Raw genomic sequence first — 23,551 nt, 5'->3', positions numbered from 1 at the left:
TCTTGCCCACGCGGGCTTGGAAGTGGGGTTAACCTGGACAGGTGGCAAGTTACTCCGAGGTAGTGGGGCGCGAGTCCGTCGCCCTCGCAGCGCGGGAATGGCCGTCGCGAACGGTCCAGGTGGCCGACGTGCCGATGCTGGTCCGCGACGTTCCGGACGCGCGTCCGGATGCGGAGCCGGCGCTGTTCGTGCACGGCCTCGGTGGTTCCTCCACGAACTGGACCGCGCTCGGCCTGTTGCTGAGCGACGTGGTCCGCGGCGTGGCGATGGACCTGCCCGGCTTCGGGCATACGCCGCCGCGGAACGACCTCGGTGGCATCAACGAGCATGCCGACACGCTGCTGGAGTTCATGGCCGGCGAGTTCGACCGGCCGGTGCATCTGTTCGGCAACTCGATGGGCGGCTCGATCGCCGTCGTACTCGCCGCGCGCCATCCGGAGAAGGTCGCCTCGCTCACGCTGATCTCACCCGCCATGCCGAATCCGAGGCCCTCGGCCGTGGCCGCCTGGTTCATCGCGCTGTCCGCGCCGCGGATCGGGCCGGCCGTCATGCGGCGAAGCGCGATGCTGCCGTTCGACCGCCGGGTGAAGACCGCGATGTCGATGGTTTTCGGCGATCCGCGCTCGCTGCCACCGGAGTTCGTCGCGATGTACGAGGCCGAGTTGCACCGCCGCGAGGAACAACCCTGGATCGCGGACGCGGTACTGGCCGGGGCGCGCAGCATCGTGCAGTCCCAGCTCGTACCGGCCAAGCGGTCCTTGTGGGCCGAGGCGGCGCGGGTGACGTGCCCGACCCTGCTGGTGTACGGCGGCCGCGATCGGCTGGTCGACTCGGGAATCCGGAACCGCGCCCAGCAGACCTTCCCGAACGCCCGCCTGCTCTATCTGCCGCAGTCGGGTCACGTCGCGCAGATGGAACATCCGGACCAGGTCGCGACGGCCTTCCGTCAGCTCCTCCCCGGCCGGTAACACCGTCGAGCGCTAATCGACGGGCAACCGAGACGTTCGGCGGCAACTTTCACTCGACGCTAGGAGTCCCTTCTACGACCGGTCTGCGCCGGCTCGGGGGCAACTGAAGACGAAGAGCTGAAAGTGAGGCACACCTGTGGGTGTTTTCGGCAGATCCGCCGGCGGGGTGGCACTTGTTGCCGCCGCCCTGCTCGGCACTGCACTGACCAGTCCGGCCGCCGCCGGTACCGTCGCGGCGCCGGCCGCGGACAACTGGTCGATCGTTGCCGCCAGCAATGGATATCGGATCACCCTGCGGTTGCCGGAGGCGGTCGCGATGCGGTCGGCCCTGCCGCTGCTGGCGGTCGACGGGCGCCCGATCGGCGCGGCCCGCCAGTCCGCCGACGGTAAGACCCTGACCGTGGTCAGCACCGATTCCTCGGTGCTCGGCGGCAAAATGGTCGAGCTGGTCTGGTCGACGGAGCTCGGTCAGGACAAGTCCGCCCGCCGCTCGCTCGGCACCGGCGCCGATTGGTCGAAGGCCCTGCAGGGCAAGGCGCTGGCGACCGATCCCGGCTCCACCGGCAAGTACAAGGTCGCCACCTCGGAGTACAACCTCGGTGATCAGGCCGTCTACCTGTCCGGCATCAAGGAGAAGTCCGAGGTCCGCGGCAAGGTCTACACCCCGCGCGGTGCGACCGGGAAGCGTCCGCTGGTCGTGTTCCTGCACGGCCGGCACAGCTTCTGTTACGGCAGCTGGCCCGAGCCCGGCCCGCAGAAACCGTGGCCGTGTCCCGCCGGCATGAAGCCCGTACCGAGCTTCCGGGGGTACGACGCCCCGGCGAAGGCCCTCGCAAGCCACGGGTACCAGGTGGTCTCGATCAGCTCGAACTCGATCAACGCCTACGACGGTGACGCCTTCGATTCCGGGGCACTCGCCCGCGCGCAGTTGATCCTCGCCCACCTCGACCTGTGGAAGAGGTGGTCCACGCTCGGTGGCGGCCCGTTCGGCAGGGCGTACGTCGGCAAGGTCGACCTCGGCCGCGTCGGGTTGATGGGCCACTCGCGCGGCGGTGAGGGCGTCGTACGGGCTGCTCTGCTGAACGCCGAACGCGGCGGGAAGTACGGCATTCGCGCGGTTCTGCCGTTGGCGCCCGTCGACTTCGCGCGGACCACCCTGCCCGGAACAGCCATGAGCGTGATCCTGCCGTACTGCGATGGCGACGTGTCCGATCTGCAGGGGCAGCACTTCCATGACGACACGATGTACGCCGCCGGCGGAGACCGGGCCGCGCGATCGACCGTGCTGGTGATGGGCGCGAACCACAACTACTTCAACACCGAGTGGACCCCGGGCCTGTCCGAGGCGCCGTCCGGTGACGACTGGTGGGGCGAGGAGAAGGCCGAGCCCTGCGGCGAGAAGGCCGCGTCGCGGTTGAAGCCGACCGAGCAGCAGGCCGTCGGCCGGGCGTACATCGCCGGCTTCTTCCGGCTCGAGCTTGGTCGCGAGACCGCGTTGCTGCCGCTGCTGGACGGTTCGAGCAGCCGCGCCGCCTCGGCCGGGCGAGCGATCACCCGCGTCGTCGCGCAGGCCCCTGCCGCCAATCGGTACGACCTGTCCCGGCTCGATCGCGCCCTGCCGGCGGGCGCCGTCAGCGGGAAGGCGACGGCGAAGGTCTGCACCGGGATGGCCTTCCCGCTGTCCGCGCCGGGTCTGACCAACACCAAGGCTGCCGCCAGTCCGTGCGTGGTGAACGAGGACAGCTCGCGCTTCCCGCACTGGACGCCCGCGCCGTATGCGTCCGAGGCGCCGACCACTTCGGTCACCCAGCTCAAGTGGACCGGCACCGATGGCCTCGTGCGTTTCCCCCTGCCGGTCGGCAAGCGTGATGTACGGCGCTTCGCCGCGCTGAGCTTCCGGACGGCCCCTGGCGTGGAGGTCAAGCACAAGACCGACTTCACCGTGCGGATCGTGGACGGCAAGGGTAAAAAGGCCGACCTGCCCGTCTCCGCGCTGAGCGACGCGCTGGTTCAGCTGCCGAGTGGCGAGGGCCCGATCCCGAAGACGATGTTGCGAACGGTCCGGATCGCCCTGACGGGGTTGAAGGGCCTCGATCTGAAGGACGTGCGTGCCGTCGAGTTCGGTACGAACAAGGCCGCCACCGGTTCGGCGTACATCTCCAATCTGGCCTTCTCGAAGCCCGCGCTGAGCGTTTCGGCGCCGTCGGCCTTGCCACGCGTGTCGGTGAACGATCTGGGCGCGATCAAGGAAGGTGACGGAGCCGCGAAGCAGCTCACCTACACGATCAAGTTGTCACGGCCGAGCCTCGTGCCGGTCACGGTGTACGCCGGGACCACGAGTGACGAGATTATGCAGCGCTCGGCTGGTGCCCTGGCGGGCGTGCAGCCCGTGCACAAGAAGCTGGTGTTCAAGCCGGGCCAGCTGAGCCGGCAGGTGTCGCTTCGGTTCACCGGTAATACCCGCGACAGCTACGACAACCGGGTCAGCCTGGTGCTGTCGGTGCCGACCGGCGCGATCGTGGGCCACTCGTTCGGTCAGGCGACGATCCTCGACGACGATCCGGAACCGGCCTTCACCCTCGGCAATGGCGAGGGAACCGAAGGCGGCACGGTTCGTTTCCCGATGAAGTTGTCGGCGCCGAGCGACAAGTGGATCTCCGCGTACGGCGAACTGGAGAGCGGTACGGCGATTCTGGGCAAGGACTTCCGTAGCTCCCAAGATGATGGGCAGGGCCCGTTGGAGTCGTTCGAGTACGGCTCGCTGCAGGCAGGCGAGACCGAGGGCTGGGTGGAGGTACCGGCGCTGGCCGATACCGAGACAGAGCCGGATGAGCAGTTCACCTGGAACATCACCGAGCTGAACGGCAAGGCCCTGCCGAAGCCGATCGTGCTGACCGGGACCGTTCACAACAAGTCCTGAGTCCCGCCCAGAAAGAGAGGCACACCTGTGGGTGTTTTCGGCAGATCCGTCCGGGCAGTGGCGGCGGGCGTCGCCGTACTGCTGTCGACTTCGGCGCTGGTGCCGGTGGCGAGTGCCACTGGTGCGGAGTCACCGGGGCAGAACAGGCAAATGGCGCAAGGCGGTGACTGGACGGTGACACCGGCCAGCGGCGGCTTCCTGATCACCAAGCGCCTCGGCGAACCAGTGCGGATGCGCGCAGCGCTGCCGTTGCTGGCCGTTGACGGCGTACCGGTCGGGGTGGCCCGTCAGTCCCGCGACGGGCGCACCCTGACCGCACTCAGTACCGATCCGGCCGTGCTCACCGCCAAGTCGGTCGAGCTGGTCTGGTCCAGCGAGGTCAACGAGCAGACCGGGCGCTCCACCGCGACCACGCCCGGGCCCGACTGGTCCAAGGCGGCCCAGGGCAAACCGCTCGCGGTCGATCCAGGTTCCACCGGCCGTTACCCGGTCGACCTGTCCGAGTACAACCTCGGCAACGAGGCGATCCTGTTGTCCGGGATCAAGCACAAGAGCGAACTGCTCGGCAAGGTGTACACCCCGCGCGGGGCCACCGGGAAGCGTCCGCTGGTCGTGTTCCTGCACGGCCGCCACTCGGTCTGCTACGGCAAGCAGACCGGCCCCGATCCGGCGAATCCGTGGCCGTGCCCGAAGGGCCAGCAGCCCATCCCGAGCTATCGGGGGTACGACGCGCCCGCGAAGGCCCTCGCCAGCCACGGCTATCTGGTCGTCTCGATCAGCGCGAACGCGATCAACGCCTACGACGCCGAGGTCTTCGACGCCGGTGCGCTGGCCCGCGCTCAGCTCGTGCTGGCCCACCTCGACCTGTGGAACAAGTGGTCGACCACCGGCGGTGGTCCCTTCGGCAAGCGCTACGTCGGCAAGGTGGACCTGCGCCGGGTCGGCCTGATGGGCCATTCGCGCGGCGGCGAGGGCGTCGTACGGGCCGGTCTGCTGAACGTCGAGCGGGGCCGGAAGTACGGCATTCGCGCGGTGTTGCCGTTGGCGCCGGTCGATTTCGCCCGGGCCACCCTGCCCGGAACGGCGATGAGCGTGATCCTGCCGTACTGCGACGGCGACGTCTCGGATCTGCAGGGCCAGCACTTCTACGACGACACCCGCTACTCCGTCACTGGTGACCGGGCGGCCCGATCGACCGTGCTGGTGATGGGTACGAACCACAACTTCTTCAACACCGAGTGGACCCCGGGCCAGTCGGTCGCGCCTTCATGGGATGACTGGGGTGGCGAGAACAAGACCACGCCGTGCGGGTCGAAGGCCGCGCCGCGACTCAAGCCGGTTGAGCAGCAGGCCGTCGGCCGGGCGTACATCGCCGGGTTCTTCCGGCTTGAGCTTGGTGGCGAATCGGCGTTGCTGCCGTTGTTCGACGGCTCGAACTCCAGGGCGGTGTCGGCCGGACGGGCCGTGGTCCGCGTGGTGTCGCAGGCGCCCGCTACCCGGCGGTACGACCTGGCCCGGCTGGATCGCGCGCTCCCGGCCGGTTCGGTGACCGGTAAGGCTTCGGTCCGGCTTTGTGCGGGTTTGGCGTTCACCCAACCGCGTGGCCTGGCCGCGCCGCCGTCGGCCTGTCGCGCGACGGATGACCCGGCGCAGTTCCCGCACTGGACGCCGGCGGCCTTCGCGGCGGCGAGCCCGACGACGACGGTGACCAACCTGAGCTGGACCGGGACCACCGGGGTGATGAAGATCCACCTGGCGCCGAAGCTGCGGGATGTGCGCCGCTTCTCGGCGTTGTCCTTCCGGGCCGCGCCGGATGCAAGTGTCCGGCTGAAGACGGATCTGACCGTCCGGGTTCGCGACGGTCTGGGCCGCGTGGTCGACGTACCGGTGTCATCGGTGAGTGACGCGCTGGCCAAGCTGCCCGGGCAGAACCGCGGTGGCCTGCCGAAGATGATGCTGCGCACGGTCCGGATTCCGCTCACCTCGCTGGCGAAGCTGGATCTGCGCGACATCCGGTCGGTCGAGTTCGTCACGAACAAGGCCGCGACCGGCTCGGTCTTCCTGTCCGACGTGGTCTTCTCCAAGCCGTGGCTGAGCCGCCCGGAGCCGCCGAGCCAGCCGGTTGTCTCGGTGAACGAGGTGACGCTGAAGGAGGGCAACACCGGGACCAAGTCGGCCGGCTTCACGATCAAGTTGTCGAAGGCCTCGCGCGTGCCGGTGACGGTGTTCGCCGAGACCGCCGGGTACTTCACCGACGTGGTCGGCGCGACGGCCCGCCGGGTGGTCTTCCAGCCGGGAGTCACCTCGGTCAAGTTCGCCGTGCCGATCCGGGCGAACACTAGCGACGGTGAGGACCAGCGCTTCGAGGTGGTGCTGTCGAACCCGACCCAGGCGGTCGTCGGTGATTCCTTCGGCGCCGGCAAGGTGCTGGACGACGATCCGGCGCCGGCCGTGACGATCGGCCCGGGCGTGGGTACGGAAGGGCCGCAGAAGATGGTCAGCTTCCCAGTGCGGCTGTCGGCGCCGTCCGACCGGGGTGTGGTGCTGATGGGTGAGCTGATCAGCGGTACCGCGGTGCTCGGCAAGGACTTCAAGAGCACGGAGGACGACGGCTCTGGCGCCCCGGAGAAGGAGGTCTACGTCTACATCTCCGAAGGCACGGCCAAGGGCGAGATCCTGGTGCCGATCACCGATGACCGGGTTGCCGAGCCCACCGAGAGCTTCGTGCTGAAGGTGACCGGGGTCGATGGCGGAGTGCTGAAACTGCCGGCCGGCTATCCGGGGGTGATTCATGACAATGACTAGGAATTGTCCGCAGTGTGGACGATGTGGACGGCGGCTGGAGGGCTTGGCGAAGTGCGGGACTATGGGGGTATGACACTTCCACCCCTGGTTGAGCCGGCTGATGAGCTGACCATTGACGAGGTGCGGCGCTACTCGCGGCACCTGATCATTCCCGAGGTCGGGATGGCCGGGCAGAAGCGGCTGAAGAACGCCAAGGTGCTGGTGATCGGCGCCGGCGGGCTCGGCAGCCCCGCTCTGCTCTACCTGGCGGCTGCCGGGGTCGGCACGCTGGGCATCGTCGAGTTCGACACCGTCGACGAGTCGAACCTGCAGCGCCAGATCATTCACGGCCAGTCCGACGTCGGCAAGTCCAAGGCCCAGTCGGCCAAGGAGTCGATCCTCGAGACCAACCCGTACACCAACGTGGTCCTGCACGAGACCCGGCTGGACAACGACAACGTCTTCGAGATCTTCGAGCAGTACGACCTGATCGTCGACGGCACCGACAACTTCGCCACCCGGTATCTGGTGAACGACGCGGCGGTGCTGCTCGGCAAGCCCTACGTGTGGGGTTCGATCTTCCGCTTCGACGGGCAGATCAGCGTGTTCTGGGCCGAGCACGGTCCCTGCTATCGCTGCCTCTACCCCGAGCCGCCGCCGCCCGGCATGGTGCCGTCGTGCGCCGAGGGTGGCGTGCTCGGCGTGCTGTGCGCCTCGGTGGGCGCGGCCCAGGTGACCGAGGCGATCAAGCTGCTCACCGGTATCGGCGACCCGTCGCTGGGCCGGCTGAACATCTACGAGGCGCTCGACCTGAACTGGCGCACGCTGAAGGTCCGCAAGGACCCGAACTGCGCCATCTGCGGCGAGAACCCCACCGTCACCGAGCTGATCGACTACGAGAGCTTCTGTGGCGCGATCACCGAGGAGGCGGCCGACGCCGCGGCGGGCTCGACCATCTCGGTCAAGCAGCTGAGCGAGTGGATCAAGCTCAAGGACAACGGCGAGAAGGACTTCCTGCTGGTCGACGTCCGCGAGCCCAACGAGTACGAGATCAACAAGATCCCGGGCTCGGTGCTGATCCCGAAGGCCGACTTCCAGACCGGCGTCGCGCTGGAGAAGCTGCCGCAGGACAAGCAGCTCGTCTTCCACTGCAAGTCGGGCGTGCGCTCGGCCGAGGTGCTGGCCATCGCCAAGGGCGCCGGTTTCTCCGACGCCGTGCACGTCGGCGGTGGCGTGGTGGCCTGGGTCGACCAGATCGACCCCTCCCAGCCGTCGTACTGAGCCTGACAAGGAAGCGGGCGCCGGCACCCTGCCGACGCCCGCTTTCTCGTGTACGCCATACCGCGCACGCTGCTGTCACTCTTGTTGTTGGCTTGACCATCTGGTTCAAGGCAAACTGACGGTGAGGAGTTTTGGTAGTGGGGAACTCTGTGGGCATCTGTCGTCGCGGCGGTCGTGGGGAGCGCTAGAGCATGAGCACAACCCGTGCTGAGGTGGTCTTCTTCGTTGTGGTGCTTGCGGCGAGCCTCACGTTTACCGTCTGGAGCCTCATCGATGGTGATGTAAAGGCAGGAGTCATCATCTTCGTCGCCGGCAGTTTGACCAGCGCGGCGCGGCTCTACCTGTACTTCCGTCAGAGGCGGGTTCAGCCGTCGCGGTGAGGTGCCAATTGCGGTTGTGGTGTCGGTGCGGCCGCGTAATCTCGGAGCATGTGCAGAAACATCACCCCGCTTCGGGGCCTTGAGCCGGCGGCCACCCCGGAGGAGATCCAGGCGGCCGCGATGCAGTTCGTTCGCAAGGTGGCCGGCGTGAGCAGCGTCAGCGCGGCCACCCGGGAGCCGCTGGAGCGTGCCGCGGCCGAGATCGCCAAGATCACCGCCGCCCTGCTGGCGGAACTGCCCGAGCGGCGCGTGCCACCGCAGACCGTGCCGCCGCTGCGTCGTCCCGAGGTGCGGGCCCGGCTTGGCCTGAGCTGATTTTGGACCGGGTTCCACTGGGCGAGAGCGCGGTGACCGTCGACCTGCCGCCGTTGAAGGAGCGGTTCGACCGGTTCGACGAGGGTGTCGAGACGATCATCGGCCTGCTCAGCGACGCCGTGACGAACTACTTGGGCCCAGCAGTGGAACGTGATCGTGCCCGGCCCGGAGGACTGGCTGCCGCTGAAGGAGATCCTCGCCAAGGCGCTGGAGTCCGTGGGGTAGCGCAAGTTTTCGCTGCGGTGCAATAGGTGGTGGCGGCCGCAGGACGTTGACAGGATTCGTCGCTCCCGACGAAAGGATCCGTTCATGCGACGTCTTCTGGCTGGTTTCGCTCTCACCGGTGCATTGCTGTCGACCACCGCGCTGACCGCTCAGGCGGCGCCCGCCCGCGTGCACGGCGAGCAGGCTGCCGCAGCTTGTACCTCCTGGGCGACGGTCAACGGCGACTCGGTGCGGATCCGGGCACACCACTCGACCAGCTCGACGGTGCGGGGCCTGATTCACCGGGGGCAGCGGTTCTGCTTCGACGGGGCCCAGTCGTGGCCGCAGCAGGACGGGTACGTGTGGGCCTACGGTCACAGCGCCGTCAGTGGCATCACCGGATGGGTCGTTACGAGATACCTAAACCTTCCCTGACCTAGGCTCGGGCCGTGGAGATCAGCCGCGAGGACCTTGACCCCTGGCACCGGGCGTTGGCGGATTTGGCCGACGTGCGTGACTGGAACCGGCTGTGGGGTCCGGACGGCGATGTCCTGGTACTGCGCGACCGGGTGGCTGCGGCGACTGGGTGGGTTCCGATGCCACCTGGACCGGTAATCGACGATCGCCAGCGCTCCTGGGGCTTCGATACGCCCAGGGGCACGGTGGTCGACGTACATCCGCAGAGTGTGCTGGTACGGCTCAAGCAGGCGTGGGTGGCCCGGGACGTCAGCAACGAGCAGGAGTTCGTTGAGGCGGTTGGGGTGGCTCTTCCCCGGTGGGATCGGCTAGTCGCGGCGGGAGCCGCCGTACTGGGGGAGGAGCCTTCGCAGGCCGAGCCGGATCTCGAAGACACCAGGAAACTGGCGGTGTGGCATAGCCCGGGTGCGGAGATCCGCCTGGCTTGCAAGGCGCCGCTGCACTACGACGAGGAGCTTCCGGGTATCACCTTCGCTCTAACCGTGGAAGCCTCGAATCGATGACCACCCGGCTTGCCGACGTACTGGGCGACCACCAACGTCTGGTGGCCCTGGCGCGTGCGGATGCCTCGGCCGCTGCTGGCGCTCGCCAACCCGGCAAGCCGCGCGAGGCGTTTGACGCGTTGCGGGACGACCTGCGCTCTCGAGGTGCGCGATTGGCCGACGGCTCTGAGGTACGAACCCGCGCCAAGGCCTTGCAGTGGTTGGCCGAGGGGATCGAGGCGAGCCGGGCGGGTAATTCGCCGTTCGAGCTGGGAGCACCCGTTGGCACGAGGCGCCTGCTGTACTCGGGCAACGTGATCGACCCGGAGACGAACCAGACCGTCGCCCTCGATCCGTCCAGACCCGCCGAACCCGGGAACGAGCTGCACTCCGGCGCGGTCGCCCGGGCGATCACCACCGAACTACCCGACACCATGACGCTGGAGCAGACGCGCGACGGCGCTTTGATGGATGGCCTTCGGCTGTACGAGAACGGCACGCGCGAGCTGATCGCGGATCTACGCGCCACCGACTCCGGCCTGGATGCCGCGATCAGCCGGATCGAGGGTCCGGGCGAGGACCCGAACGCGTTCGCCGACGCGACCTGGAACTGCCTGTCCGGGCTGTACGCCGAAGGTGCCGCCGCGGATATGCGGGCCGATCCGGCGTTGGAGTGCGGAGTGGTGACGAGCCAGCTGCGAACCAGCACCGTCTACGCGCGCAGCGAGTATCCCGCGCTGGCGGGTATGCCGGACCAGATCGTCTACTCAGGACAGGTCCGTACGACGGACGGCGCGCATTCGCCGCTGCCAGGTGGTTTGACCGACTCGGACCTGCGCCGGTTCGGACGTGGCGTGGATGGCGGCCAGCTGCGGGTGCTCGACGGACTGGCGCGACCCGGTAGCGCCGTACAGGTGGGAGCCGGGGAGCACGCGGTCGCGCATCAGCGTGGTGGACAGGCACGGCAGCAGATCGAGAGAGACTAGGCGGGTGGATCGGGAGGAATACGTCGAGGCGGTACTGGTCGCGGTCGAGTCCATTCCGCCCGGCCAAGTGGCCACCTACGGTGACATCGCGGCGTACGTCGGCCAGGGCGGTCCGCGGCAGGTCGGCGCGATCATGCGCGAGTACGGCGGAGGCGTGCCGTGGTGGCGGGTGATCCGTGCCAGCGGCGTGCCGGCCGAGGAAGTCGGCGACGAGCAGATCCAGCGCCTGCGGGGCGACGGCGTACGCGTCACGAACGGCAAGGTGGACCTGAAAAGCACCCGCTGGCGGCCCGGCTGGTGAACTTTGTCGGTGGCAGGTGATGGGATGTCCTGGTGACCGCCCGAACCAGCTCCCGCTATCGCCTGGTCCGGCCGTCCGCGCGTCCGGCCGGCGGCCTCGTGCAGGCGCCCGTGCTCGACGACGATCAGCAGGCCGTCGTGAACCACCCAGGCGGTCCGTTGCTGGTGCTCGCCGGGCCGGGCACGGGTAAGACCACCACGCTGGTCGAGGCGGTTGTGGATCGGGTGGCCAACCGCGGGCTGAACCCGGACGAGGTGCTGGTGCTCACCTTCGGGCGCAAGGCCGCGACCGAACTGCGGGACCGGATCACCGCGCGGCTGGGGCGAACCACCCGGGTGATGCCGTCGCTGACGTTCCACGCGTTCTGTTATGCGCTGTTGAGGCGGTTCACGCCGGCGGACGCGTTCGACGTACCGCTGCGGCTGCCGTCCGGCCCGGAGCAGGCCTCCCGGCTGAGTGAGGCCCTTGGCGGTAGTCGCGAGGTGGGGCTGGTCCGCTGGCCACCGAGCCTGCATGCCGCGCTCAAGACCCGGGGGTTCACCGACGAGGTCCAGGCGGTGATCGGCCGGGCCCGCCAGCTCGGCCTCGACCCGGAGGACCTGTCCGCGATCGGCCGGTCGGCGGATCGGGCCGAATGGGTTGCGGTCGGCGACTTCTTCGAGGAGTACCTGCAGATCCTCGACCACGAGCAGGTGCTGGACTACTCCGAGCTGATTCACCGGGCGGTGATCCTGGCGCAGCAGCCGGAGGTGCAGGCGCGGTTGCGGCAGGAGTTCAAGGTCGTTTTTGTCGACGAGTATCAAGACACCGATCCCGGTCAGACCCAGTTGCTGCAGGCCATCGCGGGCGACGGCCGGGACCTGGTCGTGGTGGGCGATCCCGATCAGTCCATCTACACCTTCCGCGGCGCCGACGTGCGTGGGCTGATGCGTTTCACCGAGGAGTTCCGGACCGCCTCGGGCGCACCGGCGGCGCAGATCGCGCTGGGAACCACCCGCCGGTTCGGTACGACGCTGCAGCGGGTCTCGCGCAACGTGGTGAACCGCCTCGGCGTCCCGGGCACGCTGGATCGCGACACCTTCGAGCGGTTCCGTAATCCCGACGCGAGTGGCTGCGTCTACGGCCCGGGCAAGGTCGAGGCCAACCTCTACTCGACCAGTGGCGCCGAGCTCGAGCACATCGCGGACCTGCTGCGCCGGGCCCATGTCCAAGACGGCGTCGGGTGGAACGAGATGGCCGTGCTGGTCCGCTCCGGCAAGCACTCGATTCCGCCGTTGCGTCGGGCTCTCGCGGCCGCCGGAATTCCGGTCGACGTGGCCGGTGATGAGCTGCCGTTGTCCCGCGAGCCCGCCGTCCGGCCCATGCTGCTCGCGCTGCGGGCGGTCGCCGATCCGGCGACCCTCACCGTGGACGTTGTGCGGGCGCTTGCGTTATCGCCGTTGGGCGCGATGGACGCGGGGCAGCTGCGGCGATTGGCGCGCGACCTGCGCAAGTTCGACCGCGAGCGCGCCGCGGGGCAGCGCCTGCCACGGCCGTCCGACGACCTGTTGCGCGAGGCGTTGCTGGATCCGCTGTTGCTGGACGAGCAGTCCTCGACCGCGGCGGCGCGGTTTGTCGCCCTCGGCGAAAGGTTGCTCAAGGCAAGGAACATCGTGACCGCCGGTGCCGCGCCCGACGAGGTGATGTGGTCGCTGTGGTCCGAATCGCCCTGGCTGCGCAGACTTCGCGCCCAGTCGAACAGCGGTGGCGAGGTGGCCCGCGCGGCGAACCGGGATCTCGACTCACTCTGCGCGTTGTTCGACGCGGCCAGCCGGGCCGAGGAGCAGGTCGGCTTCAAGGGCGTCAGCGCCTTCCTGGCCGAGCTGGAATCCCTCGACATCGCCGGGGACAACCGCTACGACTCGACGTACCGCGAAGCGGGTGTCCAGTTGATGACGGCCCACCGCTCCAAGGGTTTGCAATGGCGGCTGGTCGTGGTCGCAAGCGTGCAAGAAGGTCAATGGCCGAACCTGCGCCGCCGTGGATCCCTGCTCGAGCCGGACCGCCTCGGCCGTGAGGGCTTGATCGATCCGCTGTCCGCGGGCGCCCTGCTCGCGGAGGAGCGGCGGTTGTTCTACGTCGCGATCACGCGCGCTCGTCAGCGGCTGATCGTGACGGCGGTTCAGGCGCCCGAGGCGGATGGCGAGCAGCCTTCGCGATTGCTGGCCGAGCTGGATATCCCGCTCAAGCTGGTTCCGGGCCGGCCGCGACGGCCGTTGTCGCTGTCCGGTCTGGTGGCGGACCTGCGCTGCGTGCTGGCGGATCCGGCCTCGTCACCGGCGCTTCGCCGCGCTGCCGCGGACCGCCTCGCCCACCTGGCCGGGTCCTTCGACGAGCGGGGCAACGCCCTTGTGCCGACGGCGGATCCCTCCCGCTGGTGGGGTGTGCGCGAGCGGACCGAGGCGGAGCGTCCGGTGGTTGATCCCGACCTGCCGGTGCCGTTGTCGGGCAGTGCCCTGACCACGATCGTGGACTGCCCGCTGCGCTGGTTCCTGGAACGGCGAGCCGGTGGCGAGGCCGCGGGTACGACGGCCATCGGTTTCGGCATGGTGCTGCACACGCTCGCGGACGCGGTCGCCACCGGCACGTTGCCGGCGGATGCCGCCGAGCTGAGTGGCTGGCTCGACAAGGTGTGGAGTCAGCTCGACTTCGAGTCCAGCTGGATCTCCGATCGCGAGCGCGGTGAGGCCGAGCTGGCGCTGCGCCGGTTCGTCGCGTGGCACAAGGCCCGTCCGGATCGCACGTTGCTCGGGACCGAGGTGCCGTTCGAGGTGCTGCTGCCGGACGCGGACAAGCCGGTGGTCTCGGTGAAGGGCCGGATGGACCGGGTGGAGGCGGATTCGGACGAGGCCATTCGGGTGATCGACCTGAAGACCGGCCGGACGATGCCGACCAAACCCGCGCTCGCGCGACATGTGCAGCTGGCGATCTACCAGCGGGCGATCGAGTCGCGCCAGCTCAAGCAGCTGCCGGAGGACGCGCGCAGCGGCGGCGCCGAGCTGGTCCAGTTGCGCCATGACGACAGCGGCCTGCCCAAGGTTCAGGGCCAGGCGCCGCTGGAGGCCGACGAGAACGGCAAGACCTGGCTCGACGAGGCGGTGGACGAAGCCGCCGCGATGGTTCGCAAGGAGGAGTTCGTGGCGCAGCGCAACGACGGGTGCGCCCGTTGCCAGGTGCGCGCGATGTGCCCGATTCAGCCCGAGGGCCGGGAGATCGTCTGATGCGGGTGACCCTGACGACGCCGGCGGATCTGTGCGACCTGCTCGGCATCCCCTTCAGTGACCAGCAGCTCGAGGCCATCACCGCACCGCTCGCGCCTGGCGTGATCGTGGCCGGGGCCGGTTCGGGTAAGACCACCGCGATGGCCGCGCGCGTGGTCTGGCTGATCTGCACCGGACAGGTCAAACCTGAGGAGGTGCTCGGACTCACCTTCACCAAGAAGGCGGCAAACGAGCTCGACGTGCGGATCCGCGACGACCTGACCAAGGCGGGTGTGCTCGGGTTGTCGGCCACCCGTTCCGACGTACCGCCGATCCTGGCCGCGCATCTGCGCAGCGGCCGGGACGAGCTGGAGGAAGCGGGCGAGCCGGTCGTCTCGACGTACCACGCCTTCGCCGGCACGTTGATCGCCGAGCACGGGCTCCGGCTGGGCCTTGAGCCGGATGTGCGGGTTCTTGCCGACGCCACGCGGTTCCAGCTGGCCGGCCGGGTGGTTCGGCGGTCCGACGGGCCGATCCGGTTCGCGTCGCACCACGTGCCCACCCTGGTGAACAGCCTGCTCGCGCTCGACGGCGAACTGGCCGACCACCTCGTTCGCGCGGAGGACATCCGCGCCCACGACGAGGCCGTTCGGGCGGAGGTGGCCGCGGCGCGGAAGCAGACCGTCGAGGTGAAGAAGCTGGCCGAAACCGCGTTGAAGCGCGGGGAGATCCTCCAGCTCGTCGAGGAGTACCAGGCCTACAAGAACGAGCGCGGCGTGGTCGACTTCGCGGACCAGATGGCGCTCGGGGCGCGGCTCGCCGAGCAGTGCCCGGAGGTGCCGGTGATCGAGCGGGCGCGGTTCAAGGTCGTGCTGCTCGACGAGTACCAGGACACCTCGGTCTCCCAGCGGCGCATGCTGACGGCCCTCTTCACCGGCGCGACACCGGAGACCGGCCGCGGGCATGCCGTCACGGCGGTGGGTGACCCGTGCCAGGCGATCTACGGCTGGCGTGGCGCCTCGGTCGCCAACCTGGACGAGTTCCCCGCGCACTTCCCCCTGGCGGACGGTTCGCCCGCCCATCGGTACGTCCTGAGTGTGAACCGGCGGTCCGGCAGCGCGATCCTCGCCGCCGCGAACCAGCACGCCGCCGAGTTGTACGAGCGCCACCCCGGCGTCATTCCGCTCGAGGCCCCGCCGACCGCGCCCACCGGGGCGATCACCGTCGGGCTGTTCGAAACCCGGTCGCAGGAGATCGAATGGGTCGCGGACTCGATCGTCGCGGCGCACAAAACGACGGGCCGCCGGTGGAAGGACATCGGCATCCTGATGCGAACGAACGTCGACCTGAGCGCGGTGCACGAGGCCCTCATCGCGCGACGAGTACCGGTCGAGGTTGTCGGTCTGGGCGGTCTGCTGGCCCTGCCCGAGGTGGTCGACGTGGTGGCCACGTTGCAGGCGGTCAACGATCTCACGGCGAACGCGGCGATGCTGCGGATCCTCACCGGCCCGCGCTATCGCATCGGCCATCGCGACCTGGCCCTGCTGGCGAGCCGCGCCCGCCGTCTGGCCGACTCCGGTGACCGCCCGGCCGCGGACGATTTGGTGGCGGCACTCGACGCGGCCGTCGCCGGGATGGACTCGACCGAGGTCATCTCGCTCGCCGAGGCCGTTGATGATCCCGGGCCGGAGGCTTGGGGCTACTCGAGCGAGGCGCTGATCCGGTTCAAGGAACTCTCGCTGGAGCTGCGCGAGTTGCGGGCGCACGCGGGGGAGCCGTTGCTGGACCTGGTCCGCCGGGTGATCTCCACGATCGGGCTCGACGTCGAGCTGACCGCCACCCCGGCACACGTGGACGCGGGCCGCCGGGACCACCTGGCCGCGTTTTTGGATGCCGTGGGCAACTTCGTCTCGACCGACTCGAGTGGTTCGCTGGACGGCCTGCTGGCTTATCTCGCGGCCGAGGAGGAGTACGCGGCCGGTCTCGATCTCGCGGTGCCGAGCGAGGCCGATTCGGTCAAGCTGCTCACCACCCACCGGTCCAAGGGCCTGGAGTGGCCCGTCGTCTTCGTACCGACCTTGGTGAACAAGGTGTTCCCGAGCGACCGAGGCCGGGAGAAGTGGACCACCAACGCGAAGGTGCTGCCCTGGCCCTTGCGCGGTGACGCCGACACCTTGCCCGATATCCACGACCTCTCGAACGCTGGGCTCAAGGAGTTCACCGAGGCCTGCAAGGAGGTCAACTCCCTGGAGGAGCGCCGCCTCGGTTACGTCGCGTTCACCCGTGCCAAGGAGATCCTGATCGCCACGGGCCACTGGTGGGGCCCGACGCAAAAACGCCCGCGCGGCCCCTCGTCGTACCTGGAGCTGCTCAAGCGGCACGCGGGTGATCGCGTTGTGGCCTGGGCGGACACACCCGAGCCCGAGGTGGAGAACCCGGAACTGGCCGAGCAGACCCGGGCCGCCTGGCCCGCGCCGTTCGACGAAGAGGCCCGGGTCCGTCGGCTCGACGCGGTGAAGATGGTCCGGCACGCGCAGGCGTATGGCCCGGATCTCGACAACGAGGCGGACCTGCTGCTCGACGAGGCCGCCACGGTGGCTCGCTGGGATTCCGAGATCGAGCGGTTGCTCTCGGAGGCGCGCGAAAGCCGCAGCCGGAAGGCCTACGACGTGGAACTGCCCGCGGCGTTGTCGGCGACCCAGGTGATGCGGCTCGCCAAGGACCCGGACGGACTGGCCGCCGAACTGGCCCGGCCGATGCCGCGAAAGCCCAACCGGGCGGCGCGCTTCGGCACCCGCTTCCACGCCTGGGTCGAGACCTACTTCGGGCAGCAGCTTCTGCTCGATCCGGACGACCTGCCGGGCGCGGCCGACGAGGACATCGTGGACGACACGGACCTGATCGAGCTGATGGACGCCTTCCGCGAAGGGCCATACGGCGAACGCGTGCCACACGAGATCGAAGCGCCGTTCGCCCTCGCCATCGGTGGCCGGATGATCCGCGGCCGGATCGACGCGGTCTACCGGGTCACCCGGCCGGACGGCTCCCGCGGCTACGACGTGGTCGACTGGAAGACCTCTCGTAGCGAAACGGCCGATCCACTTCAGCTGGCCATCTACCGGATCGCGTGGGCGGAGCTGGTCGGCATCCCGGTCGAACATGTCGGCGCGGCCTTCTACTACGTACGCACCGGCGACGTGATCCGCCAGGACAACCTGCCCACGCGCGCGCAGCTGGTCAAGCTGCTCGACGGCGAAGCAGCTCCCGAGGACCAGGCGGCCGGTTAACGCACCATCTCCGCCGGGATTATCCGCACGTCGTACGGCGTGGTGGTCTCGAACGCGTCCTCGCCCTTGACCGTCGCCCGCTCGACGTACACCCCGTTGTCGAGTTCCAGCACGGTCAGTTCCTCGCCGATGGGGTCGAACAACCAGTACGACGGCACGCCCGCTTCCTCGTAGAGGCTGCGCTTGAGCACGAGGTCCTTCGACCGGGTGGCGCGCGACAGCACCTCGATGACCAGCAGCGGTGGTTTGGTGATGTGCGTCAGGCCCACGTCGACGCGACGCACCAGCATCAGGTCAGGCTGCAGCGACCTTCGATCGGTCGGCCGGTAGTCCAATGGCGCGAAGAACAGCTCGAACTCGTCCGGCGGCAGGTTGCGGTCGAGACAACGGAACAGCTGTGAGACCGCCCGCTGGTGGAGCGGTATGGGCGAGGGCGTCATCATCAACATGCCGTCGACGAGTTCGTACTGCTTGCCGTCGTCGGGTAGCGCGTCGAGATCCGCGAGCGTGAAGTCGCCCGGCTCAAGTGTTTGCACGGTTTCCATGGTGCCTCCTTTGGTGTCACGCAGGAAGGATGCACGCGTTTCAGCCGCCATCAGAGGTTATCCACAGAGAATTTCGGGCAATCGACGATCTGCCCGCGCATTCCCCAGCATGCCCCTGCGCGGGCAGATCGTCGGGTCAGGTGGCGATCGGGTTTTCCAGCGTGCCGATGAACTGCAGGCTGCCGGCGATGTCGGTCAGGTCCACCATCTGCTGGTTGTTGCGCAGCTGAAGGCGGTTCAGGCAGGACAGGGCGAACTCCGGCGCGAACATGTCGTAGCGCGCGAACGCCTCGGCGAGTTCCGGATGGCCCTGCTGGTAGTCGCGGACCGACTCACCCACGACCGCCCAGAACTCGTCCGGCGTGAGCAGTCCTTCGGCGTCGAGCTGCGGGCCGAGGAACCGGAAGATGCAGTCGAAGACGTCGGTGAAGATGCTCAGCAGCTTCTCGTCCTCGGGTACGTCGGCGCGGACCCGCTCGGCCGCCTCGGGCAGCGGGGTGTCCGGGCTGAGGACGGCGATCTCCTCGGCGATGTCCTTCATGATCACGCGAGTGGGGACGGCGTCCTTGAGCACGAGGATCAGGTTCTCCCCATGCGGCATGAAGACCAGCTCGTAGCTGTAGAAGCAGTGCAGCAACGGCACCAGGTAAGCGTCGAGATAGGTCCGCAGCCACGCCCGCGGGGTCAGGCCCGACTCGCGGATCAACGCGGCGGCCAGCGAATGGCCGTGCCGGTCCACGTGCAGCAGGCTCGCCATCGTGGCGAGGCGCTCGCCCTCGCCGAGCTGGGGGATCGGGCTCTCGCGCCACAACGCCGACAGCATCTTGCGGTACGGCGAGGTCTTCGGCGTCGCGGCCTCGTAGTAACTGTTGTGGTAGCCGATGGCGGCGATCTCGCGCAGTACCGAGAAGCCGTACTGCTTGAGCACGAGGTCGTTCTCGACCACGCCGTACACCCAGTCGTTGATGGCCGGCGTGGCCTGCATGTACGTCGGGCTCAGGCCGCGCATGAAACCCATGTTGAGCACGGACAGCGCCGTCTTCACGTAGTTCCGCTCAGGGTGCGACCGGTTGAAGAAGGTCCGGATCGACTGCTGCGCCTGGTAGTCGTCGTCGCTGTCGCCCAGGTGGACGATGTGCCGCTGGGCCACGTCCGCCGCGAAGGTGATCGAGGTCTTGTTCTCCCACTGCCACGGGTGCACCGGCATCAGGTGGTAGTCGGCCGGATCGCCGCCGACCGCCGAGATGCGGGCCGCGAACCGGGCCAGCACCCCGGGCCCGAGCTCGGAACGTAACAGCTGCTCATAATCGAGAGCAGTGCTCACGGAAACGCTGGTCCGGTCCCGGCGTACGGCGATCCAGGTCAGCCGCACGGCCGCTCCGGCCTCGGGCGCGAACGCGCGATAGTCGGCCACGCCGAAACCGAGCCGCCCGTTGTTCGCGACGAAGCACGGATGGCCCTCGGTCATCGCGGACTCGATCGTCTGGAAGTCGGCCGTGGCCAGCTGTGCGGCGGTCAGATCCGCCTTCGACAGCTTGTACGCCGAACTGGCGAGCGTGCTGGAGATCTCCTCCAGGTACACCGGCAGCATGTCCGCGCCGATACCGAGCTGCTGGTGGAACTCGGTGATGAAGTCCAGCGCGTCGATCCGCGCCGCCGCGCCGTCGACCGTGCGGGTGATGCTCGGCGCCGAGACCTCCCAGTGGTTCAGCGGATACCGCCCGGCGCTGAACCGGTAGACGCTCACCGGCCCGGTCACGACGTACTCGTCGCCATCGGCAACAGGCTCGAACAGCCGCTCGTGAGTGAACTCGGCGAGCGCCTTGCGGACCAGGGCCCGGTTCGCGATCGCCCAGTGCTCCGGCGTCAGGTGGTCGGTCTCGCTGAAGGTCATCAACCTGCCTCGTTCATCCGTACGGCGTTCAGGTACTGCTCACGGGTACAGAAGCTCAGCCAGGCCTTCTTATCCCCCGGCAGCTCGACGATGCTGTCCTTGCGGAAGCCCATCCGGTCATTGAGGGCGTGGATCTTGGTGTTGTGCACGTCCGGCTCCACCACCACCCGGTCCACCGCCGGATCGCTGAAGAGGAACTCCATGATCGTGCCGAACACCGCCGTGGTGAAGCCGGCGATCGGCTGCTCGGCCGGACCGACCAGCACGTGCATGCCGACGTCCCCGGGCAGTGGTTCGTACGTCTGCCCGACCGGGTCGTGCGCGGGCGCGTACCGCTCCATCAGGAAGGCGGGCTCGCCGTCGTGCAGGCCGATGAAGGCCTCATGGTGGGCCGATCGCTCGATCCGCTCGTACTCCGCGCGCACGTCGGCGATGCTCGCGGTCAGCAGGCCCCAGTACTTCGCGTAGGGCTGGGTCACCCAGCTGTGCAGAAGTTCCGTGTGCTGGTCCAGATCGAACGGGCGAAGCCCCAGCGACCCGACCCCGGCCACGTAGTGGCGGAAATCCGGCTCGGGCAGGGCGGCAGCACGAGTCATCGTCTTCTGCTTTCGAGGTAGGCGGTACCCGGTTAGCTAAGGCTTACCTTAGTAGACACTCGCCACCCCGCCAAACCGCTGATCGGCTTCTTGCTTCTGTGATCTGGCCGGAACGCAATCTGAAGGTTCGGTGGGTACGTGTGGATGGCCCGGCAGTGAGGCAGCTGTACGGACGGGCGCGTTGAGCGTTGACCTAGTGCCTCAGAAGGGTGTTATCAATGACCGAGACAGCGTTCAGAACCCGGGCACGACCACGACGGCTGCACGGTCCGGCGGCACCTCAGCGCCCTCGGGGGTCGCTGAGCGTCGTGCCCACCACCGAGACACCGCCCGGGCCCGTGCTCGCGCCGCCGGCGGCCGAAGTGGTGACCGAAGTCATCGCGAGACCGGTATTCGATCCGCGCGCGTTCACCCGGCTGGAGCTACCGGCTCACGTGAGCGCCTGGGTCCGCGGCGCCTGGTGCCGCGGCTGGCTGATCGGCCGCGTGCACTGCGCCGACGGCTGGATCGGCCTGGTCCAATACGACGACGGCACCGGCCGCGAGATCACCACCCGAATCCCCGCCGACCTGATCACCCTGCCGGCCTCGCCGCGCTGACTGGTCGCGTGGACTGAGCGCTGCGTAGGTTCGCGGCCATGACGACAGTGCTCTGTGTGCCGCAGTGGCAGGGCTCAGGTCTGGGCGATTCGCCGAGGCTTGCCGACGGCGCCCGGGTCTAGACGACCTGGTCATCACGGCCGGGGCTGCGATCACAGAGCACCTGCCGACTGGAGTGCCGGGGATAGTCGTGATGCCGATGTCGTGAGGCAGTTGGCGTCCGCTCTCTGCGAGGTACTGCTTGAGGGTGAGGTGGGGGATCGGTCGTGGGGATGATGCCGGGCGTGGCGTGTGGGCGATAGCGTCGGGACATGTTGATCGCGGAAGACCTGCTGCTGCTGATTTACGACGACGAGACCGGCAAGCCGATGGTGGGCAATCCCGGTCTGGACTACGCGCTGGCCGGGGCCGTGCTGATCGAACTGACCATGCTCGGCAAGGTGGACTCGGCAGGTGCGGGCGAGGCCGTCAAGAAGGACCGGCTGATCGTCCGCGACGAAACACCCACGGGCGACTTACTGCTGGACAAGCGGCTGGCCCTGCTGGTCGGCCGCGAAGGCGCCAAGCCGAAGAACGTCATCGACAAGGTCTCGAAGAAGCTGCGGCCGGAACTCCTGGAGCGCTTGAACGCGAAGGGTGTTCTGACGGCGGACAAGGGCAAGGTGCTCGGCTTGTTCCCGGTAACGCGCTGGCCGGCTCAGGACGCGTCGCACGAACTTGAGGTCCGCGCGAGCCTCGAGAGTGCGCTCAAGCTCGGTATGCAGCCCGACGACCGTACGGCGGCGCTGATCGCGTTGCTGCACGCGCTGAACGTCGTACCGAAGGTGGTCACGGACGCGGTCGACAAGAAGGCCCTTAAGCGTCGTGCCAAGGAGATCGCCGAATCGGCGTGGGCAGCGGAAGCTGTGCGCCAGGCGGTCGCAGCGGTGCAAGCCGCGCTTACCGCCGCGATCGTGGCCAGCACGGCTGCAGGTGCTTCGGGCGGTTCCTGACGGCACACCCGGCTCAGACTGTTCGCTGAGGGACCCTTAGGCAGTAGCGTCTATCGCATGCTGATCGCCGAGGACCTGCTACTCCTGCTGCACGACGACACAAGCGGCGAGGCGGCCGCGGGATCACTCAGCCTGGATTACGCGTTGGCAGGCGCTGTACTGATCGAACTGACTCTGCTCGGCCGGTTGCGGGTGGTCGCTCACGAGACGGGGGACCGGCTTGTGGTGATCGACGACTCGCCGACCGGTGACGCCGTTCTCGACACCCGGCTCGCGTTGCTGACCGGCAAGCCGGTGAAGGGCAAGAACGGCGTGCGGCCGGTACGGATGGTGCCCAAGCTGGCAAAGGACCTCCGTGCGGAACTGCTCAACCGCCTGGAATGCAAGGGCATCGCGCACATCGACCGGGAGAACGTACTCAGCCTGTCCCCGGTCAGCCGGTGGCCCGCCCGCGACGCCAGTCACGAACTGGAGGTCCGGGCCGGGCTGGAAAGCGCGCTCAAGCTCGGCAATACGCCGAACGACCGGACCGGCGTTCTGATCACGCTGCTGCACGCGCAACACGTCGTACCGAAGGTGATCACCGGACCCATGGGCCGCAAGGCGCTGCGGCGCCGGGCCGAGCAGATCGCCACCGCGGCGTCCAGTACGCGCGAAGCGGTGGACGCGATTCAGACCGGCGTCAGCGCAGCCCTATCGCAGACCGCGCCGACGCCGGCATAGCAACTACTCCGCCTGGCAGTTCGCCGTGCAGAACTTGTCGGTGAGGGTGAGGTGGACGCCCGGCTCCTCGGAGTCGGCCTCCGCGTAGAGCTCGACCTTCCAGTCACCGATGGTCGTCTTCGCCGCGGTTTTGCCCGCCTGCTTGGCGAACCAGTCCGCGACCAGCCAGACCTCGTTCACGTGCGCGGTCTGCAGGGCCTTCGGCAGGGCCTTCTCGATCGCGGCGTGCGCCTCGGCCATCTTGCCGATCGAGTGCAGCGAGACGACCGGAACCCGCTTGTGCTTACCGGTGAGCACCCAGACCGCGACGGGACCCGACTCGCAGATCGCGTACGTCGAGTCCTTGCCGCAGGTGTAGCCGGCGCCGGTAAGAGCCGTCACGACCTGCGCCGCGCTGAGCTGCGCCATCGGCGGTGTCACCAGCGCGGGCTTACCGGCCGGCTTGGTGGTCGCCGCGTCGTCGGGCGCGATGCTGACCGAACTGGAGGCGCTGGCCGGCACCTTGGACGAGGCGTCGGGCTTGTCCTCGGCCGAACAGGCCGTCGCGGTGAGCAGGGCGACGCTCAGGCACGCGACGG

The 23,551-nt window shown here is 68.5% G+C and carries 19 protein-coding genes; 15 read left to right on the top strand and 4 right to left on the bottom strand.

The window, feature by feature from the left end; genetic code table 11:
• Positions 1-41 precede the first annotated feature (41 nt).
• The 12 genes from ACFFGN_RS33760 to ACFFGN_RS33705 all read left to right on the top strand — a co-directional run bounded on the left by ACFFGN_RS33760 (position 42) and on the right by ACFFGN_RS33705 (position 17,624).
• Positions 42-968, top strand: coding sequence for an alpha/beta fold hydrolase (locus ACFFGN_RS33760; RefSeq protein ID WP_380056533.1), 927 nt, complete (start codon positions 42-44; stop codon positions 966-968).
• A 136-nt stretch (positions 969-1,104) separates the two neighbouring features.
• The gene (locus tag ACFFGN_RS33755) at positions 1,105-3,888 is read left to right on the top strand and encodes an alpha/beta hydrolase (protein WP_380056530.1); all 2,784 of its coding nucleotides are present in this window, start codon (positions 1,105-1,107) and stop codon (positions 3,886-3,888) included.
• Positions 3,889-3,915: 27 nt separating this feature from the next.
• On the top strand, positions 3,916-6,693 hold the full coding sequence (locus tag ACFFGN_RS33750) for an alpha/beta hydrolase (RefSeq protein ID WP_380056527.1): 2,778 nt from the start codon (positions 3,916-3,918) through the stop codon (positions 6,691-6,693).
• A gap of 69 nt (positions 6,694-6,762) precedes the next feature.
• Positions 6,763-7,953 carry an adenylyltransferase/sulfurtransferase MoeZ gene (gene moeZ, locus ACFFGN_RS33745; RefSeq protein ID WP_380056524.1) on the top strand — a complete coding sequence of 397 codons (1,191 nt, stop codon included), beginning with the start codon at positions 6,763-6,765 and terminating at the stop codon, positions 7,951-7,953.
• 191 nt (positions 7,954-8,144) lie between these two features.
• Entirely contained in the window at positions 8,145-8,333 is a 189-nt protein-coding gene (locus tag ACFFGN_RS33740; protein WP_380056522.1) for a hypothetical protein, read from the top strand.
• Between the two features lie 48 nt (positions 8,334-8,381).
• Complete coding sequence (locus ACFFGN_RS33735) at positions 8,382-8,648, top strand: DUF2277 domain-containing protein (RefSeq protein ID WP_380056520.1); 267 nt, start codon at positions 8,382-8,384, stop codon at positions 8,646-8,648.
• A gap of 309 nt (positions 8,649-8,957) precedes the next feature.
• A complete protein-coding gene (locus ACFFGN_RS33730; protein ID WP_380056517.1) occupies positions 8,958-9,287 on the top strand; it encodes an SH3 domain-containing protein in 330 nt (109 codons plus the stop codon).
• A 14-nt stretch (positions 9,288-9,301) separates the two neighbouring features.
• Positions 9,302-9,832, top strand: a complete 531-nt coding sequence (locus tag ACFFGN_RS33725; protein ID WP_380056514.1) for a hypothetical protein — start codon at positions 9,302-9,304, stop codon at positions 9,830-9,832.
• Entirely contained in the window at positions 9,829-10,797 is a 969-nt protein-coding gene (locus tag ACFFGN_RS33720; RefSeq protein WP_380056511.1) for a hypothetical protein, read from the top strand. The genes ACFFGN_RS33725 and ACFFGN_RS33720 overlap by 4 nt, the downstream gene beginning before the upstream one ends.
• 4 nt (positions 10,798-10,801) lie before the next feature.
• A complete protein-coding gene (locus ACFFGN_RS33715; protein WP_380056508.1) occupies positions 10,802-11,098 on the top strand; it encodes an MGMT family protein in 297 nt (98 codons plus the stop codon).
• Between the two features lie 32 nt (positions 11,099-11,130).
• Entirely contained in the window at positions 11,131-14,358 is a 3,228-nt protein-coding gene (locus tag ACFFGN_RS33710) for an ATP-dependent helicase (RefSeq protein WP_380056505.1), read from the top strand.
• Positions 14,358-17,624: an ATP-dependent helicase gene (locus ACFFGN_RS33705; RefSeq protein WP_380056502.1), complete on the top strand. Its 3,267-nt coding sequence runs from the start codon at positions 14,358-14,360 to the stop codon at positions 17,622-17,624. The genes ACFFGN_RS33710 and ACFFGN_RS33705 overlap by 1 nt, the downstream gene beginning before the upstream one ends.
• On the opposite strand, the gene ACFFGN_RS33700 is transcribed toward ACFFGN_RS33705, so the two are convergent.
• The 3 genes from ACFFGN_RS33700 to ACFFGN_RS33690 form a co-directional block, all read right to left on the bottom strand.
• Complete coding sequence (locus ACFFGN_RS33700) at positions 17,621-18,169, bottom strand: Uma2 family endonuclease (protein WP_380056499.1); 549 nt, start codon at positions 18,167-18,169, stop codon at positions 17,621-17,623. The two genes, ACFFGN_RS33705 and ACFFGN_RS33700, sit on opposite strands and share 4 nt — an antisense overlap.
• 136 nt (positions 18,170-18,305) lie before the next feature.
• Entirely contained in the window at positions 18,306-20,063 is a 1,758-nt protein-coding gene (locus ACFFGN_RS33695) for an IucA/IucC family protein (protein ID WP_380056496.1), read from the bottom strand.
• Entirely contained in the window at positions 20,063-20,659 is a 597-nt protein-coding gene (locus ACFFGN_RS33690) for a GNAT family N-acetyltransferase (RefSeq protein WP_380056493.1), read from the bottom strand. Before ACFFGN_RS33690 ends, ACFFGN_RS33695 begins: the two co-directional genes overlap by 1 nt.
• A 308-nt stretch (positions 20,660-20,967) precedes the next feature.
• Here ACFFGN_RS33690 and ACFFGN_RS33685 point away from each other — a divergent pair, with 308 nt between their 5' ends.
• From ACFFGN_RS33685 to ACFFGN_RS33675, 3 genes are all read left to right on the top strand, one after another.
• A complete protein-coding gene (locus ACFFGN_RS33685; RefSeq protein WP_380056490.1) occupies positions 20,968-21,258 on the top strand; it encodes a hypothetical protein in 291 nt (96 codons plus the stop codon).
• 311 nt (positions 21,259-21,569) lie between these two features.
• Positions 21,570-22,250, top strand: a complete 681-nt coding sequence (locus ACFFGN_RS33680) for a GOLPH3/VPS74 family protein (protein ID WP_380056487.1) — start codon at positions 21,570-21,572, stop codon at positions 22,248-22,250.
• A gap of 57 nt (positions 22,251-22,307) precedes the next feature.
• Positions 22,308-22,973, top strand: coding sequence for a GOLPH3/VPS74 family protein (locus ACFFGN_RS33675; RefSeq protein WP_380056485.1), 666 nt, complete (start codon positions 22,308-22,310; stop codon positions 22,971-22,973).
• Between the two features lie 3 nt (positions 22,974-22,976).
• Here the strand turns inward: ACFFGN_RS33675 and ACFFGN_RS33670 are convergent, their stop codons facing one another.
• Positions 22,977-23,474, bottom strand: coding sequence for a hypothetical protein (locus tag ACFFGN_RS33670; RefSeq protein WP_380056482.1), 498 nt, complete (start codon positions 23,472-23,474; stop codon positions 22,977-22,979).
• Positions 23,475-23,551: the final 77 nt, after the last annotated feature.

Source organism: Kribbella deserti, from assembly GCF_042434725.1.
GTDB lineage: Bacteria > Actinomycetota > Actinomycetes > Propionibacteriales > Kribbellaceae > Kribbella > Kribbella deserti.
The sequence above is the reverse complement of the archived record's forward strand: the minus strand, read 5'-3'. Positions and strand labels throughout refer to the sequence as shown.